Origin of the sequence: Aeromonas sp. V90_14 (genome assembly GCF_029967615.1) — a bacterium.
In the GTDB taxonomy this organism is placed as follows: domain Bacteria; phylum Pseudomonadota; class Gammaproteobacteria; order Enterobacterales; family Aeromonadaceae; genus Aeromonas; species Aeromonas hydrophila.
The window spans coordinates 47043-61601 of sequence record NZ_JASCAS010000033.1 but is presented as its reverse complement, the minus strand read 5'-3'; the positions used below and the strand labels follow the sequence as shown (position 1 = coordinate 61601).

Genomic DNA, 14559 nt, shown 5'->3' with positions numbered 1-14559 from the left:
CATGTCATCAATTCAATCGGCGCTCGCCGCCATCGATAGCTTTATCTGGGGTCCACCCCTGCTGATCCTGCTGGTCGGGACCGGTATCTACCTTACCCTGCGTCTGGGTCTGCTTCAGGTGGTGCGCTTGCCGCTCGCCCTGCGGCTGGTCTTTGGCCGCGATCAGGGGCAGGGCAAGCAGGGGGATGTCTCCAGCTTCGGCGCGCTCTGTACCGCCCTCTCCGCGACCATCGGCACCGGCAACATCGTCGGTGTGGCCACCGCCATCAAGCTCGGTGGCCCCGGTGCCCTGTTCTGGATGTGGATGGCCGCCCTGTTCGGCATGGCCACCAAGTACGCCGAGTGCCTGCTGGCGGTGAAATATCGCCAGCAGGACGCCAACGGCCAGATGGCCGGTGGCCCCATGTACTATCTGGAGAAGGGGCTCGGCTCCAGGCCGCTGGCCAAGCTGTTTGCCCTGTTTGGCATCGGCGTCGCCTTCTTCGGTATCGGCACCTTCCCGCAGGTTAACGCCATCAGTGACGCCATGAGCCTCTCCTTCTCGGTACCCCGTGAAGCGACCGCCGTGGTGCTGACCCTGATCGTGGCGCTGGTGACCCTGGGGGGCATCCAGTCCATCTCCAGCGTGTCGAGCAAGGTGGTGCCCTTCATGGCCATCTTCTACATCGTCGCCTGTCTGGGCGTGCTGGTGAACAATGCCGCCGCCCTGCCGGAGGCGATCGCCCTGGTGATCGGGAGTGCCTTCACCGGCCATGCAGCCACCGGCGGCTTCGTCGGTGCCGGCATCATGCTGGCGATCCAGTCTGGGGTGGCGCGCGGGGTCTTCTCCAACGAGTCGGGGCTGGGTTCTGCCCCCATCGCGGCGGCGGCGGCCAAGACCGATTCGTGTGTAGAGCAGGGGCTGGTCTCCATGACTGGCACCTTCATCGATACCATCATCATCTGCACCATGACCGGCCTGACCCTGGTGGTGACCGGGGTGTGGAGCGGCGATGTGAGCGGCGCGGCCATGACCAGTCTGGCCTTTGCCCAAGGGCTTGATGCCCATGTCGGCCAGTATCTGGTGAGCATCGGCCTGTTGTTCTTCGCCTTTACCACCATCCTTGGCTGGAACTACTACGGCGAGCGCTGCACCGAGTACCTGTTCGGGGTGAAGGCGATCAAACCCTACCGCCTCATCTATCTGGTGCTGGTGGCGAGCGGTGCCTTCCTGCATCTGGACCTGATCTGGCTGCTGGCCGACATCGTCAACGGCCTGATGGCGGTGCCCAACCTCATCGGTCTCATCGGCCTGCGCCACGTGGTGATCGCCGAGACCCGCGCCTACTTCAGCCGGGACCGGGATACGGAGTCCGAGCCCGAGCCGCACCCGGCCTGACGCCGCCACCAACCACCCAAACCAAACCCCACGACCCGGGTCGTGGCTTTTTTTATGGGCATTTTTGATGAGGGGGCCGGTTGTGGTGCCCGGCAGCAGGGCGCGGAGCTCACTCCAGGGTAAGCAGCGCGGTGAGCCGGGTTCGCACCCTCTCCACCAGTTCGCCCTCGCTCCCTTGCCAGTTTATGGCTTGCGCCAGGGTGGTGGAGGTGGCGGGGAGAAAGCGCAGCTCGCCGCCCGCCAGCTCGTAGAAGCGGCTCGCCATCCGGGTACCTTCGTCCACGTTGCCGGCCACCAGCAGCATGGCCTGGGCCAGCACGGCGCCGTGGTGATCCTGACCCGGCGCCAGCCAGCGCTGGGCGGTGCCGGTCACCTTGCGACCCCCGATCACCAGATTGTACTGGCCATCGCAAAACGAGCCGGGCACGAAGTCATAGCTGCCCTCAAGACCGTACTCCCCCAGCAGGGCGAGCAGCGGTGCCCCCAGCAGCCGGTAGTAATGAGCCAGATCCGTGGTGGTGCGAGGCAGCATGAGCGACAGATTGAGTATGCCGGCGCCGTGGGGCACGGCGGTGCCGCCGCTGTCGCGCACATGCACGGGCCAGCCCTCGGCGGCAAGCTGCTCGCAGGCGGCCTGGTAGCGGGGCAAACGGGTGTCCTTGCGGGTGACGATGAGGCATTGGGGCGCCTGCCAGAGGTGGGCGCGGGGCTGGCGGTCATGGGCGCACTCTCGCAGCCAGCGCTGCTCCTCGGCCAGGATCTGATCCGGGGTGTGGCTACTGGGCAGGGGGGGAAGCAGGGTATAGGGCATGAAAGGCATCCTGAACAGAGGCTGCCCAGCACACTACCCGTGGCAGCGAAGGAGGTAAAGCCCCGCATGGCGGGGCTTTGGTGCAAGGATGGCGGAATGTCAGGCCTGTGCGGCGGTGCGCTTGGGCAGCAGCAGGTTCATGATGATGGCTGTGAGGCCGCCGGTGGCGACGCCGTAGGAGAGCACGCTCTTGGCCAGATCCGGCAGGTGCTGCAGCACTTCTGGCACCTGCGCCACCCCGAGCCCCATGGCCAGCGACACCGCCAGGATCATCAGGGCGCGGCGGTCGAGCTCCTCGCGGGAGATGATGCGCACGCCGGCGGCGGCGATGGTGCCGAACATGACGATGGTGGCGCCGCCCAGCACGGGTTCGGGGATCTGTTGCACCAGGCTGGCCACCGCCGGGAACAGGCCGAGCAGCGCCAGCATGGCGGCGATGAACAGGCCGACGTGGCGGCTGGCCACCCCGGTCAGCTGGATGACGCCGTTGTTCTGGGCGAAGGTGGACATGGGGAAGGTGGAGAAGACCGCCGCCAGCATGGAGTTGGCACCATCGGCCAGCACGCCGCCCTTGATCCGCGCCATGTAGACCGGCCCTTCCAGCGGCTCGCCGGAGATGTCGGAGGTGGCGGTCATGTCGCCGATGGCCTCGAGCGCCGTCACCACGAAGATGATGGCGAGCGGCACGAACAGCTGCCAGTCAAAGCCGAGCCCGTAGTGGAGCGGGATCGGCACCATCAGCAGGGGGCCATCGAAGGTGGGGGCGTTGACCTTGCCCAGCAGCAGTGCCACCGCATAGCCCACCAGCATGGCGATCATGATGGCGGAGAGGCGCAGCCAGGGGTTGCGGCTGCGCTGCAGCAGTACGATGAGGCCGAGCACCAGCAGGGAGAGGAAGAGGTTGGTGTGGCTGGCGAAGCTGCCGTCGGCCAGGGCGCCGTAGCCACCCCCCATGCTGATGAGGCCCACCTTGATGAGGGTCAGGCCGATGAGCAGCACCACGATGCCGGTCACCAGCGGGGTGATGATCCGTTTGACCAGGTGCAGGAAGCGGCTCATCACCACTATGGTCAGGGCGGCCGCCAGCATGGTGCCGAACAGGGTGCCCAGCAGATCCTCGGTGGGCATGGCCGCCTGCTTGAGGGCGAGGCCGGAGGCGATGATGGGGCCGAGGAAGTTGAAGCTGGTGCCCTGTACCGAGAGTAGGCCGGAACCGAGGGGGCCGAAGCGGCGGGTCTGGATGAAGGAGGCGATGCCGGACATGACCAGCGACATGGAGACGATATAGCGGGTGTCGGCGGCAGGGAGGCCGAGGGCGTTGGCGATGATGAGGGGCGGGGTAATGATGGCGACAAACATGGCGAGCATATGCTGCAGGGCGGCGAACAGGGTCTGGGGCAGGGGCGGGACATCCTCTATGCCATAGACCAGTTCGCTATGGGCTCGCCTGGGGGGATGGGCCTCTCGGGTTGCGCGTACGGCGGCAGCCTGTTCCATAAATACCTCGAATGTGTGGGGGAGGGGGCAGAAAATTGGGCGCTATTTTAGTGATTGAGAGCGGGCTGACCAGCGCTAATTCGGGTTGCAACGGGTTTATTTTTTGATGGGTTGAAACGTTTGCGCGTGGCGATTATGATCCGCCGGTTTGTGTGACGGCGCTCGCCCGGAAATGGCGCCGGTTGCATAGGATTTTGCCGCCGCACGGCGTAGAATGAGCCCTCTGTTGCGATTTGGAGGCTCTGGATGCTGAAGCTGTCGGAGTTCTGGAGTGCCCGTGCCCACTCCGAAGATTTTACCCTGACCCGCATGGGCTTTATGACGGTGCGTCTTCGGCTGCTCACCTGTCTGTTGATGGTGGGCCTGCCCGCCTGGGCGGTGGTGGACTGGCTGACCTTGCCCTCCGCCCAGTTCGATGAACTGTTTCAGGCCCGGATCTTCTGCCTGCTCGCCCTCTCCCCGCTCATCCCCTTCTCCTACCTCATCCACTTCAGACGCGAACGCATGAAGCTGGCGCTCGGCTACCTGATGGCGGTGATGATGCTCTTCTCCCTCATCTGCCTGCACAGCTTCGGCGCGGATCAGGAGCTGCAAGCGGGCTACATGGCGTTCCCCTACCTGCTCATCAGCCTGTTCGCCATCTTCCCCATTCCGCTCTCCCTCGGTCTGCAGCTGGCGGGGGGCATTCTGGTCACCATGCTGGCCGGCAACTGGCTGCTGGTGGGGCAGCCGCTCTGGAGCGTGCAGACCCTCAACCAGATCTGGCTGCTGGGGCTGTTTGCCCTGGCCAGCAGCTGGGTGCAGTGCGGCCAGCTCAACATGCTGCTGCAGCTCTACCGGGAGTCCACCACCGACGAGCTGACCGGCATGATGAACCGCCGCCTGCTGATGAAACAGCTGGAGAAGGCGAGGATGAGCATGATCCGCAAGCAGGCGCCGTTTGCGGTGCTGCTGCTGGATCTGGACCGCTTCAAGCGCATCAACGACACCTTCGGCCATCTGGCGGGGGATGCGGTGCTCAAGGAGGTGGCAGCGACCCTGGCGGAGCAGCTGGAGCCCGGCATGGTGCTGGGCCGCTACGGCGGCGAGGAGTTTGCCATCCTGCTGCCCAACTGCGCCGAGCTGGCCCAGGCCAAGCGGGTGGCCGAGCGGCTGCGGGTGGCGGTGGAGGCGCGGTTGGTGAAGAGCCCCACCTCCGACGAACTGCTGGAGGTGACGGTGAGTATCGGCCTGACCCTGGCCCTGCGTGGCGAGGGGGTGGAGGATCTGCTCAACCGGGCCGACGAGTGCCTCTACATGGCCAAGATGGCCGGGCGCAACTGCGTGGTGGGGGAGCTGGGTGGCAAGCCGGCACAGCCTGCCGCCATACAGACAGATGCCGCCTGAGGGCGGCATCTTGCTTGAGCGGGCTCAGCCCAGCTGGTACTTGCCGGAGAGCTGCTGGGCCAGCAGCTTGAACATGTTGAACACCGCCATGGTCTTGCCGGTCGGGGTGCCATCTTCGGCCAGGAAGAACTCCCCCTTGAACACCAGGATCTCCCCCTTCTGCTCCACCGAATCGGCACGCATGCCGTGGATGAAGTCTTCGTGTTCCTTGATGATCTTGTTGGCCATCTCCAGCAGGGCAGTCTCGGTGATCAGCTCTTTTTGTGGTTGCATGCTCGTCTCCTTAAACGACTACTGGGCAGGGGCATAATGTCGCTGCACGCGGTGCGCCCTGCCTCTGATTGAAGAGGGGGCCAGCATACTGCAAACGGGGATTTTCTGTCATTGATATGACCCCGCATTTTCCCGCTTTACTCTCTTCCCTTATCCCAGCACCAGATTTCTGAGCCAGCGGCGCTGGCGAATGCGGCGCTGCACCAGCAACACCTTGCTGAGCTCTTCCAGCAACACCACCGCCACCACCCAGGAGAGGGGCCAGCCGAGCAGGTTGACTGCCCCCCAGGCGAGCGGCAGGCCGATGCACCACATGCCGACGATGTCGATGAAGATGCTGTAGTTCACATCCCCGCCCGAGCGCAGCACCCCTATGATGCCCACCATGTTGAACACCTTGAGCAGCATACCCAGACACATGATGGCGAGCACCTGGCCGGCCTCCGTCATCAGCTCGCCCGGCAGGTTGCCGACCCACTGCAGCAGGTGGGTCTGCAGCAGCCAGACCGCGATCCCCACCAGCAGGGCACCGATGGGAGCGAGCAGCAGAAAGAGCTGGGAGTGCTGCCAGGCAACCTCGTACTCTTCCGCCCCGAGCCGGTGGCCGAGCAGGGTGGAGCAGGCCACCGCCAACCCGAAGAAGAGGGAGATGAGGATGCTCTCCAGCGTGCCGAGGGTGGTCATGATGGCCAGCGAGTCGGTGCCAAGGTGTGCGTAAAGAAAGCCGTAGAGCAGCATGCCGAAGGCCCAGAGCCCGTCGTGGAACAAGAGCGGCAGGGCGATCAGGGTGAAGCGCACCACCTCCTTGCGCTTGAAGGCGGCCAGCCAGTCATCTTTTCGCGGGATCAGGCGCGCCTCGTAGCGTCTCACGTAGAGCAGCAGCAGGGTCGTTTGCAGCAGCCGTGAAAGGGTGGTGCCCCAGGCCGAGCCGGCCACCCCCATCGCCTCGAAGCCGAAATGGCCGAAGATGAGGGCGTAGTTGAGGATGACGTTGGTGATGATGGCGATGATGCCGATGCGGGTGGGGGCGGCGGCATTGCCGACCGAGCGCAGCGCCGACTCCAGCGGCACCACCACGGCGGTGCAGAGGATGGTGGCGCCGGTGATCATCAGAAACTGATCGGCCAGCTCGCGCAGCGCAGGCGCCTGGCTGGCAAAGCCGAGCACGCTGCCCGGTGAGATCACGTAGATGAGGGCAAACGGCAGGCTCACCAGCAGGGCTCCCACCAGCGCCAGCGCCAGCGAGCGGCGCACCCCGGCCATCTCGCCGCGACCGTAATATTGTGCCGCCAACACCGAGACCCCACCCGAGAGTCCCGCTATCACCAGCAGATTGAAGAAGAAGACCCGGTTACCCAAGCCGACCGCCGCCACAGCCGTGGTGCCAAGCTGGCTCACCATCATGATGTCGATGAGGCCGAGCAGGGAGAACATCATGGATTGCAGCGAGACCGGCAGGGCCAGCCGCCACAATCGGGTCATGAACTCACGATCGGTGGTTTGTTTTAAAATCGCTTGCCAATAATTCATTTATGTTAACCGGGTAGATAAAAAGCAAGGTTCGTCATGGGTATGATAGGGGGAGTGGCGGGCGGCTTCACTGTGAGCCTCTCTCGGCTTTCTTGTGTAAAACTATCCTGTTGAGGTGTTATGCCGTTTGTCAGCGAGTGTCTGGAAATCGCCCCGGCCTGCGAGGAGCGAATGCTGGGACGTGAAGGGCTGCCGCTGCTCGGCGAGGCGGGCATCTTCCTGACCGGGCTCTCGAGCATCCGCGATCACTACCTGATTCGTCGCAACCGGCCGGAGTTTCACATCCTGATGGTGAGCCACGACGAAGGGGGCGCCCTGCTCACCGATTGCGGCGAGCAGCCCATCCCGGCCGGTTCGCTCATCTTCCTGCCGGCGGCAGTGCCCGGTGGTCTCAAGCTGGTGGGGGCGCAGTGGTGCACCAGCTGGATCCTGCTGGATGACGTGCCGCGCTGGCAGCACCTGCACCGGCTCGGCCACCGCATCTGGCAGGGGGAGGAGGGGGAGCAGCTCTATCACCTGCTCAGCCTGATGCAGGGGGAGGGCACGCGGTCACCGCTGCAGCCCCAGTTGCTGAGCCTGCTGCTGGCGCTCCTGGAGCGAACCCTGCAGGGGGAGGTGCGCGGCACCCCGGAGCTCAGGCTGCAGGCGCTGTTTCGGCGGGTGGAGGCGCGCCTCGACGAGCCCTGGAGCGTGGCATTGCTGGCCGACCAGATGGCCTGCTCGGTGCCCCATCTGCATCGGCTCTGCCAGCAGGCGTTCGGCATGGGGCCCATGGCGAAGGTGACCGAGCTCAGGATGAACAAGGCGCGCCAGCTGCTGCTCTACACCAACTGGCCCCTCAGCGAGCTGGCCGGCCGGGTCGGTTACAGCGACGGCGCCAACTTTGCCAACCGCTTTCGCCGGCTCACTGGTCTGACCCCCGGCGCCTTTCGTCGCCTGGGTCGCAAACCTTTTGCAACGGATGTGCAAACTCTTTGAAATTAATGGCGCAAGCCCATAGGATCGGCGGACTCCTTCGTCCAGGTCATCGTTTAGGTACCCGATCCATGTTTGAAGATAATAACCAGAAACGTCCCCTCTACATCCCCTATGCCGGTCCGGCCCTGCTGGAGACCCCGCTGCTCAACAAGGGCAGCGCCTTCACCAGCGAAGAGCGCAGCAACTTCAACCTCGAAGGCCTGCTGCCCCAGAATATCGAGACCATCGAAGAGCAGGCCGAGCGGGCCTACCGTCAGTTCATGGCGTTCGGCAACGACATGGACAAGCACATCTACCTGCGCAACATCCAGGACACCAACGAGACGCTGTTCTACCGGTTGCTGACCAACCACCTGACCGAGATGCTGCCGGTCATCTACACCCCGACCGTCGGCAAGGCGTGCGAGGAGTTCTCCAACATCTACCGTCGCGCCCGCGGCCTGTTCATCTCCTATCCGGACAAGGACAGGATCGATGACATGCTGCAAAACGCCACCAAGCAGAACGTCAAGGTGATCGTGGTCACCGACGGTGAGCGCATCCTGGGCCTTGGCGATCAGGGCATCGGCGGCATGGGCATTCCCATCGGCAAGCTGTCGCTCTACACCGCCTGTGGTGGCATCTCGCCGGCCTACTGCCTGCCGGTGGTGCTGGACGTGGGTACCAACAACCAGCAGCTGCTGAATGACCCCTTCTACATGGGCTGGCGCAATCCGCGCATCTCGGGTGAAGAGTATGCCGAGTTCGTCGACGCCTTCATCCAGGCGGTCAAGCGCCGCTGGCCCGACATCCTGCTGCAGTTCGAGGACTTCGCCCAGAACAACGCCATGCCGCTGCTCAATCGCTACAAGAACGAGCTCTGCTGCTTCAACGACGACATTCAGGGTACCGCCGCCGTGACCCTGGGCAGCCTCATCGCCGCCTGCAAGGCCTCCGGCGCCAAGCTCTCCGAGAAGCGGGTCGCCTTCCTCGGTGCCGGCAGCGCCGGTTGCGGTATCGCCGAGCAGATCGTGGCGCAGATGAAAGCCGAGGGGCTGACCGATGCCCAGGCCCGCAGCCGGGTCTTCATGGTGGACAGATTCGGCCTCATCACCGACAAGATCCCCAACCAGCTCGACTTCCAGCGCCGCCTCTCCCAGCCGGTGGAGCGCATCGCCGATTGGCCGGTGGGGGACAACATCTCCCTGCTGGAGGTGATGGAGCACGGTCGCCCGGACATCCTGATCGGGGTCTCCGGCCAGCCGGGGCTGTTCACCGAAGAGGTGGTCAAGACCATGCACAAGCACTGTGCCCGCCCCATCATCTTCCCGCTCTCCAACCCTACTTCCCGGGTCGAGGCGACGCCGGCAGATCTGATCCGCTGGACCGACGGTCAGGCGCTGGTGGCCACCGGCAGTCCGTTTGCACCGGTGGAGTACAAGGGCAAGCGCTACGTCATCGCCCAGTGCAACAACTCCTTCATCTTCCCGGGGATCGGCCTTGGCGTCATCGCCGCCGGTGCCACCCGGGTGACAGATGCGATGCTGATGTCGGCCAGCCGCGCACTGGCAGAGTGCTCGCCGCTGGTGAAGGGGGAGGAGGGCTCCTTGCTGCCGGATCTGGCGGACATTCACCAGGTCTCCCGCTACATCGCCAAGATGGTGGCCAAGACCGCCATGCTGCAGGGCAAGGCGGTACAGACCCCGGACGAGGTGATCGATCAATCCATCGAGGCCAACTTCTGGCGCCCCGAGTATCGCCGTTATCGCCGTACCTCCTTCTGATTTCTGCGGGAAGGCGCAAAGCAAAAGGGATGCCTCGGCATCCCTTTTTTGTGCATCGCGTTGTGGGTGGGCTTGCTCACCACCTGTTGTTATCTGCACCTCTTCACACGTCTGGCACTGTGCTCTCTTCGTGGCTGGAATTACTGCTCGGCCGGGGCGGCGGCTGCCTCGGGGGCACCCTGAGTGCCGGTGACCCTGACTTCTACCCGGCGATCCGGTGCCAGGCAGTCGATGAGGGCGGCCCTGGCCTTGATGGCATCACACTGGCTGCCGGTGACCGGGTTGCTCTCGCCATTGCCCTGGATGCTCACCTTGTCGGCGGGCAGCCCCTTGCCGATCAGGAAGTTGGCGACCGTGCTGGCACGGGCTTCCGACAGCGCCTGGTTGTTGGCATCCGACCCGATGCGGTCGGTATAGCCCATCACCACGGCATTGCCATCCTTGGGCTTGACGTCGGCTATCTGCTGATAGAGCGACTCCAGCGCCTGCATCCCCTCCGGTTTCAGCTCCGCCTTGCCGAACGCAAACAGCACGTCCGAACTCAGGTTGAAGGTCTGATCCACCGGCTCGGGAGCGGGCGGTGGCGGGGGAACGACCATGGGGGCAGGGGCCGGTTCGACCGGTTTGCTGCGGTTGGGGTGGATCACCAGCTCCAGAGTGGCGGTGCTGATGTCGCTGACCCAGCGCTGGGTGCCGCTGCCCACCTTGTCATTGTCGGGATCGTCGCCGACCCGGACCATGTAGCGGTAGCGGGCCTGGATATCGACCCAGTCGTGCAGCTTGGCGGTGAGGCCGAGGCCGGCCAGCGGAGCCAGGTTGTTGTCGCCGCCGTTGATGGACTTGACGTGGTAGATATAACCGCCGCCCTCGGCGAACACCGAGAAGATATCCCCCAGCGGCAGCCGACCAATCACCGACAGGGTGGCGCCCTGGCTGCTGAAGTCGTTGCCCTGCACGTCCCAGTCACCGGTCGACAGGTAGCCGAGCTCAGTCCCCAGATTCTCGGTAAAGTTGTAGCCGCCGAACAGGGAGAGCGCGGTGGCGTCCTTGCTCGCATCCTTGCCAAAGTCACCCAGATCGTGAGCGATGGCCCAGCCACCTCCCACCCCGGCGTACCAGTCGTTGTCCGGCGCCGCCTGTGCGCCCGTGGCTGCCAGTGCCAATGCAATCCAAACAGGTTTTACTCTTATGTTCATCGCGTATCCTCGTCGATGTCTGGTGTAGTAGGGCACAAGCCCTGTTGTGTACAACCACCACTATTTATAGGCGATGCAGGGTTTTTAACCACTTAGGTGGTATCGAGGATGGCAATGAGCGGGATCTGCGGGTCAGTCGAGGTGCTCAGGGTGAGCGCCAGGCAATAAAAAAGGAGGCCGGATGGCCTCCTTTTCGGTCACCAAGGTGACTTACTGGGTGACTTGCTGTACGCCGGTGACGCGCACTTCTACGCGGCGATCCGGGGCCAGGCAGGCGATCAGCTGGGCCTTGGCCTTGATGCCGTTGCACTGGGTGCCAGTGACCGGGTTGGCTTCGCCACGACCTTCGATGGCTACCTTGCCGGCAGGCAGACCCTTGCCGACCAGGAAGTCGGCCACGGTGCGGGCACGGGCTTCAGACAGCTTCAGGTTGTAGGCGTCGGAGCCGATGCGGTCGGTGTAACCAACGACCACGGCGCTGCCATCTTTCGGCTGTACGTCGACGATCTGCTGGTACAGGGTGTTCAGGGCGGCAACGCCTTCCGGTTTCAGGGTGGATTTGCCGAAGGCAAACAGCACGTCTGAACTCAGGGCGAAGTTCTTGTCGACCACGACCGGCTCAGGAACCGGCTCGGGCGCCGGTGCCGCTACCGGTGCCACGTAAGTGGAGCGGTTCGGGTGCATCACCAGTTCCAGGGTGGCCACGCTCATGTTGGTTTCCCAGGTCTTCTGCTCGTCACCCAGGTTCCACATGTAGCGGTAACGGGCTTGCAGATCGATCAGGTCAGAGAGCTTGGCGGTCACACCTAGACCGGCCAGCGGCGCGGTGCCGTTGTCGCTGCTGCCGTTGCCGTTGACGTGGTTGAAGTAGGCGCCGCCTTCTGCAAACACGGAGAAGATGTCGCCGAGCGGCAGACGAGCCAGACCGGACAGGGTTGCGCCCTGGGTCTTGAAGTCAACGCCATCGACGCCACCCTTGCCGGCGTAGAGATAACCCAGCTCGGCGCCGAAGTTATCGTTGAAGTTGTAGCCGCCAAACAGGGAGAGCGCGGTGGCATCCTTGTCGGCATCTTTGCCAAAGTCGTTCAGGTCGTGGCCATAAGCCCAACCAGCACCGATACCTGTGTACCAGTCGTTGGCAGCCTGAGCGGTGGAAGTCCCCATGGCCGCGATAGCCAGAGCAATCAGGGCGGGTGCCATTTTCATTTTCATCGTTTTATCCTCGTTGAGTTTGCCGTGCTAGGGCGTACTGCGCACTCTTCAGTTATACCGGTCACAAGTGACAATTCAGCTGCGACCGCCATGGTGAACCACGGTTGGCCTGAATGAAAAAAGAGATGGTATCCTGGATACTCACGAAGCCTTGGCTCCATGGACAACTAACCGGGCCGGAAGCACTTTTAATAGTTCATCCAATGCCTTACAAGCGGGGTTACTGTATTCTTTTGGCTCGCGTTGATCAAGTTTCTGTACAGATATCCAGCGCTGGCGCGGCTCTGCACGGGGTGCTAGAAAACTGGCGGAGGGAAACGATTTGACAGAAAGTGACGCGCCGTGCTGTGTTTTTGGTCAGTTGGCGGCGGGGAGACAAACAAAAGGGGATGCCGTGGCATCCCCTTTTCGCATCATCTGAACGGAGTCAGATTACTTCTGAACTTCTTGTACGCCGGATACGCGAACTTCAACGCGACGGTCCGGAGCCAGGCAGGAGATCAGCTGAGCTTTGGCTTTCACGCCGTTGCACTTGGTGCCGGTAACCGGGTTGGCTTCGCCACGACCTTCAACAGCAACCTTGCTGGCGGCCATGCCTTTGCTGACCAGGAAGTTGGCAACAGTGCGAGCGCGGGCTTCGGACAGCTTCTGGTTGTAAGCGTCGGAACCGATGCGGTCGGTGTAACCAACGACAACAGCGTTGCCATCTTTCGGCTGGAATTCAACGATTTGCTGGTACAGACCGTTCAGGGCAGCAACGCCTTCCGGCTTCAGGCTGTCTTTGCCGAAGGCAAACAGCACGTCGGAGTTCAGGGCGAAGTTCTTCTCGACAACTTGCGGAGCCGGAGCCGGCGCTTCTTCAACAACCGGGGCCGGAGCCGGGGCTACGTAGGAAGTGCGGAACGGGTGGTAAACGGCTTCCAGGGTCGCAACGCTCTGGTTGGACTTGTAACGGTCACCATTGTCTGCGTGCAGGTCAGCCACGTCCCACATGTAGCGGTAACGAGCTTGCAGATCCAGCGCGTCGTTAACCTTGTAGGTCACGCCCAGGCCGGCCAGCGGGGACACTTTGGTGTCACTTACGCCCAGACCATCGGTGTGAGCCCAGTAGGCGCCGCCTTCAGCGAAAGCGGAGAAGTCGCCGCCCAGCGGCAGACGAGCGATACCGGACAGGGTGGCACCCTGGTTTTCGTAACGGTTGCCGTCGGTGTTGCCACGACCAGCGTACTGGTAGCCGAACTCGGTACCGAAGTTTTCGGTGAAGTTGTAACCGACGAAGGCGTTGGCTGCAGCTGCGTCTTCTTCACCAACGTTGGTGCTTTCGATCTTGTTCAGACCGTTGAAGTGAGCAGCACCGACACCGGCACCGAAGTAGATGTCGTCAGCGGCGTGAGCTGCAGTTGCACCCATGGCAGCCATGGCGATGGCGATCAGGGAAGGAGCCATTTTCATCATAAAAAAATCCTCGTTGAGATGGCACGTTGTTCACGTGCTTCGCACTTTTTAATTTATGTAAGCTGCAGGCTCTGCCGAACAACAGCGTTGAGTCTGGCAGGGATCCCGGATCCATCCGGGAGGCACACATTCCTGGTGCACAAGCGAGCGGGTGGCAGCGTAAGCAATGCCTTCAACCCTTCACGAACAGCCGATGTCATTCCGATGACGTGGCGCACTCTATGCCGATTTCAAAACATGATCAAGCTCACACATAATCCATATGGCAAATTGTGTCGTGTGGATAACTGGCTGTTTATCCAAATTAATTAGTGATCCAAATAGGCTCGGTGCAGTCTCTTCTCGAGTTTCATATAGGCCTGAACCCAGTCAGATTGCGCCATGGCGGGAAATTCCCTCGCCTGGAACACGGCCAGGTAATCGGCCTCGGTTGCTTCGCACAGTAAGGGTGTAAAACTGCACAAAAAATGACGGGCCAGGTAGGGATCGAGCGGCCAGATGTTGAGGATGGCCCGTGCCACAGGCTGTACTGCAGCTGAACAGCAAAAATGCAGGTGGCCTGCTTCGAGCCAGTTTGCCATCTCGGCCAGCCCGTTGACGGGGACCAGGGCGCCATCGCCCGGCTCTTTGGCCAGCGCCAGATGCTGGCCATTACCAAGCAGCAGGGTTCCATCTTCCTGCATGACGCTGTCGTGACTGCGCAGTGGCAGCCCGGTTGCGGGCCGCTCAAGAAACAGGCTGCTCTTGTCATCGAGCGCAGCCAAAACTGCTGCCGCCTGATCGTGCAGCGCGGCGGGCAACCAGAAGGCCTCGGCACGAGTCTGCTGGCCTTGCTGCAGTTGACGAGCGAGTTCTGCGGGGGGGGTGACTGGGTGTAAACAGGAGATTATGCCGGGAAGCGCCATGAGTTCTTACTCTTAAGGGATAGCCGGCGAATTATACGAGTTATTCCTGTGGCAACAATAAAGGTTTCTTTTCGAGACTGTTTACCTGAGGCGGTTGAGCGATTACCATCCCCGATGTTTGCAAGGGTTGTCGTCGAAAGACGCTGATTAAAGATAGAGGCTCGACCATAACGAG

The 14559-nt window shown here is 62.6% G+C and carries 12 protein-coding genes; 4 read left to right on the top strand and 8 right to left on the bottom strand.

The annotated features are described in order from the left end of the window. Position 1 precedes the first annotated feature (1 nt). Positions 2 to 1378 (top strand): sodium:alanine symporter family protein, encoded by a 1377-nt coding sequence (locus QLG02_RS12550; protein ID WP_282465312.1) that lies wholly within the window; start codon positions 2 to 4, stop codon positions 1376 to 1378. Between the two features lie 109 nt (positions 1379 to 1487). Here QLG02_RS12550 and QLG02_RS12545 read toward each other — a convergent pair whose 3' ends face one another. Then, a complete protein-coding gene (locus QLG02_RS12545; protein ID WP_282465311.1) occupies positions 1488 to 2189 on the bottom strand; it encodes a protein ligase in 702 nt (233 codons plus the stop codon). A 99-nt stretch (positions 2190 to 2288) separates the two neighbouring features. Beyond that, positions 2289 to 3686 (bottom strand): nucleobase:cation symporter-2 family protein, encoded by a 1398-nt coding sequence (locus QLG02_RS12540; RefSeq protein ID WP_282465310.1) that lies wholly within the window; start codon positions 3684 to 3686, stop codon positions 2289 to 2291. 246 nt (positions 3687 to 3932) lie between these two features. Here QLG02_RS12540 and QLG02_RS12535 point away from each other — a divergent pair, with 246 nt between their 5' ends. After that, the gene (locus QLG02_RS12535; RefSeq protein ID WP_011705188.1) at positions 3933 to 5072 is read left to right on the top strand and encodes a GGDEF domain-containing protein; all 1140 of its coding nucleotides are present in this window, start codon (positions 3933 to 3935) and stop codon (positions 5070 to 5072) included. A gap of 24 nt (positions 5073 to 5096) precedes the next feature. On the opposite strand, the gene QLG02_RS12530 is transcribed toward QLG02_RS12535, so the two are convergent. Together QLG02_RS12530 and QLG02_RS12525 are read right to left on the bottom strand one after the other, a co-directional pair. After that, the gene (locus QLG02_RS12530; protein WP_005298586.1) at positions 5097 to 5345 is read right to left on the bottom strand and encodes a YciN family protein; all 249 of its coding nucleotides are present in this window, start codon (positions 5343 to 5345) and stop codon (positions 5097 to 5099) included. A 150-nt stretch (positions 5346 to 5495) separates the two neighbouring features. Next, a complete protein-coding gene (locus QLG02_RS12525; RefSeq protein ID WP_282465309.1) occupies positions 5496 to 6875 on the bottom strand; it encodes an MATE family efflux transporter in 1380 nt (459 codons plus the stop codon). Positions 6876 to 6995: 120 nt separating this feature from the next. Between QLG02_RS12525 and QLG02_RS12520 the strand changes: the two genes are divergently transcribed. Continuing rightward, on the top strand, positions 6996 to 7853 hold the full coding sequence (locus QLG02_RS12520) for an AraC family transcriptional regulator (protein ID WP_282465308.1): 858 nt from the start codon (positions 6996 to 6998) through the stop codon (positions 7851 to 7853). Positions 7854 to 7921: 68 nt separating this feature from the next. After that, complete coding sequence (locus tag QLG02_RS12515; RefSeq protein WP_011705191.1) at positions 7922 to 9616, top strand: NAD-dependent malic enzyme; 1695 nt, start codon at positions 7922 to 7924, stop codon at positions 9614 to 9616. Between the two features lie 140 nt (positions 9617 to 9756). On the opposite strand, the gene QLG02_RS12510 is transcribed toward QLG02_RS12515, so the two are convergent. From QLG02_RS12510 to QLG02_RS12495, 4 genes are all read right to left on the bottom strand, one after another. Further along, positions 9757 to 10812: an OmpA family protein gene (locus QLG02_RS12510; protein ID WP_269383931.1), complete on the bottom strand. Its 1056-nt coding sequence runs from the start codon at positions 10810 to 10812 to the stop codon at positions 9757 to 9759. 210 nt (positions 10813 to 11022) lie between these two features. Next, positions 11023 to 12024 (bottom strand): porin OmpA, encoded by a 1002-nt coding sequence (ompA, locus tag QLG02_RS12505; RefSeq protein WP_016349943.1) that lies wholly within the window; start codon positions 12022 to 12024, stop codon positions 11023 to 11025. A 432-nt stretch (positions 12025 to 12456) separates the two neighbouring features. Then, on the bottom strand, positions 12457 to 13479 hold the full coding sequence (locus tag QLG02_RS12500) for an OmpA family protein (protein WP_016349944.1): 1023 nt from the start codon (positions 13477 to 13479) through the stop codon (positions 12457 to 12459). Positions 13480 to 13787: 308 nt separating this feature from the next. Further along, entirely contained in the window at positions 13788 to 14384 is a 597-nt protein-coding gene (locus QLG02_RS12495) for a hypothetical protein (protein ID WP_282465307.1), read from the bottom strand. Positions 14385 to 14559 lie beyond the last annotated feature (175 nt).

Bases quoted from the DNA above. Each gene is read 5' to 3' on its own strand.
- QLG02_RS12500 (WP_016349944.1), bottom strand. From the start codon at position 13,479: ATGATGAAAATGGCTCCTTCCCTGATCGCCATCGCCATGGCTGCCATG.
- QLG02_RS12520 (WP_282465308.1), top strand. From the start codon at position 6,996: ATGCCGTTTGTCAGCGAGTGTCTGGAAATCGCCCCGGCCTGCGAGGAG.
- QLG02_RS12545 (WP_282465311.1), bottom strand. From the start codon at position 2,189: ATGCCCTATACCCTGCTTCCCCCCCTGCCCAGTAGCCACACCCCGGAT.
- ompA (WP_016349943.1), bottom strand. From the start codon at position 12,024: ATGAAAATGAAAATGGCACCCGCCCTGATTGCTCTGGCTATCGCGGCC.
- QLG02_RS12515 (WP_011705191.1), top strand. From the start codon at position 7,922: ATGTTTGAAGATAATAACCAGAAACGTCCCCTCTACATCCCCTATGCC.
- QLG02_RS12510 (WP_269383931.1), bottom strand. From the start codon at position 10,812: ATGAACATAAGAGTAAAACCTGTTTGGATTGCATTGGCACTGGCAGCC.
- QLG02_RS12540 (WP_282465310.1), bottom strand. From the start codon at position 3,686: ATGGAACAGGCTGCCGCCGTACGCGCAACCCGAGAGGCCCATCCCCCC.
- QLG02_RS12525 (WP_282465309.1), bottom strand. From the start codon at position 6,875: ATGAATTATTGGCAAGCGATTTTAAAACAAACCACCGATCGTGAGTTC.
- QLG02_RS12535 (WP_011705188.1), top strand. From the start codon at position 3,933: ATGCTGAAGCTGTCGGAGTTCTGGAGTGCCCGTGCCCACTCCGAAGAT.
- QLG02_RS12495 (WP_282465307.1), bottom strand. From the start codon at position 14,384: ATGGCGCTTCCCGGCATAATCTCCTGTTTACACCCAGTCACCCCCCCC.
- QLG02_RS12530 (WP_005298586.1), bottom strand. From the start codon at position 5,345: ATGCAACCACAAAAAGAGCTGATCACCGAGACTGCCCTGCTGGAGATG.
- QLG02_RS12550 (WP_282465312.1), top strand. From the start codon at position 2: ATGTCATCAATTCAATCGGCGCTCGCCGCCATCGATAGCTTTATCTGG.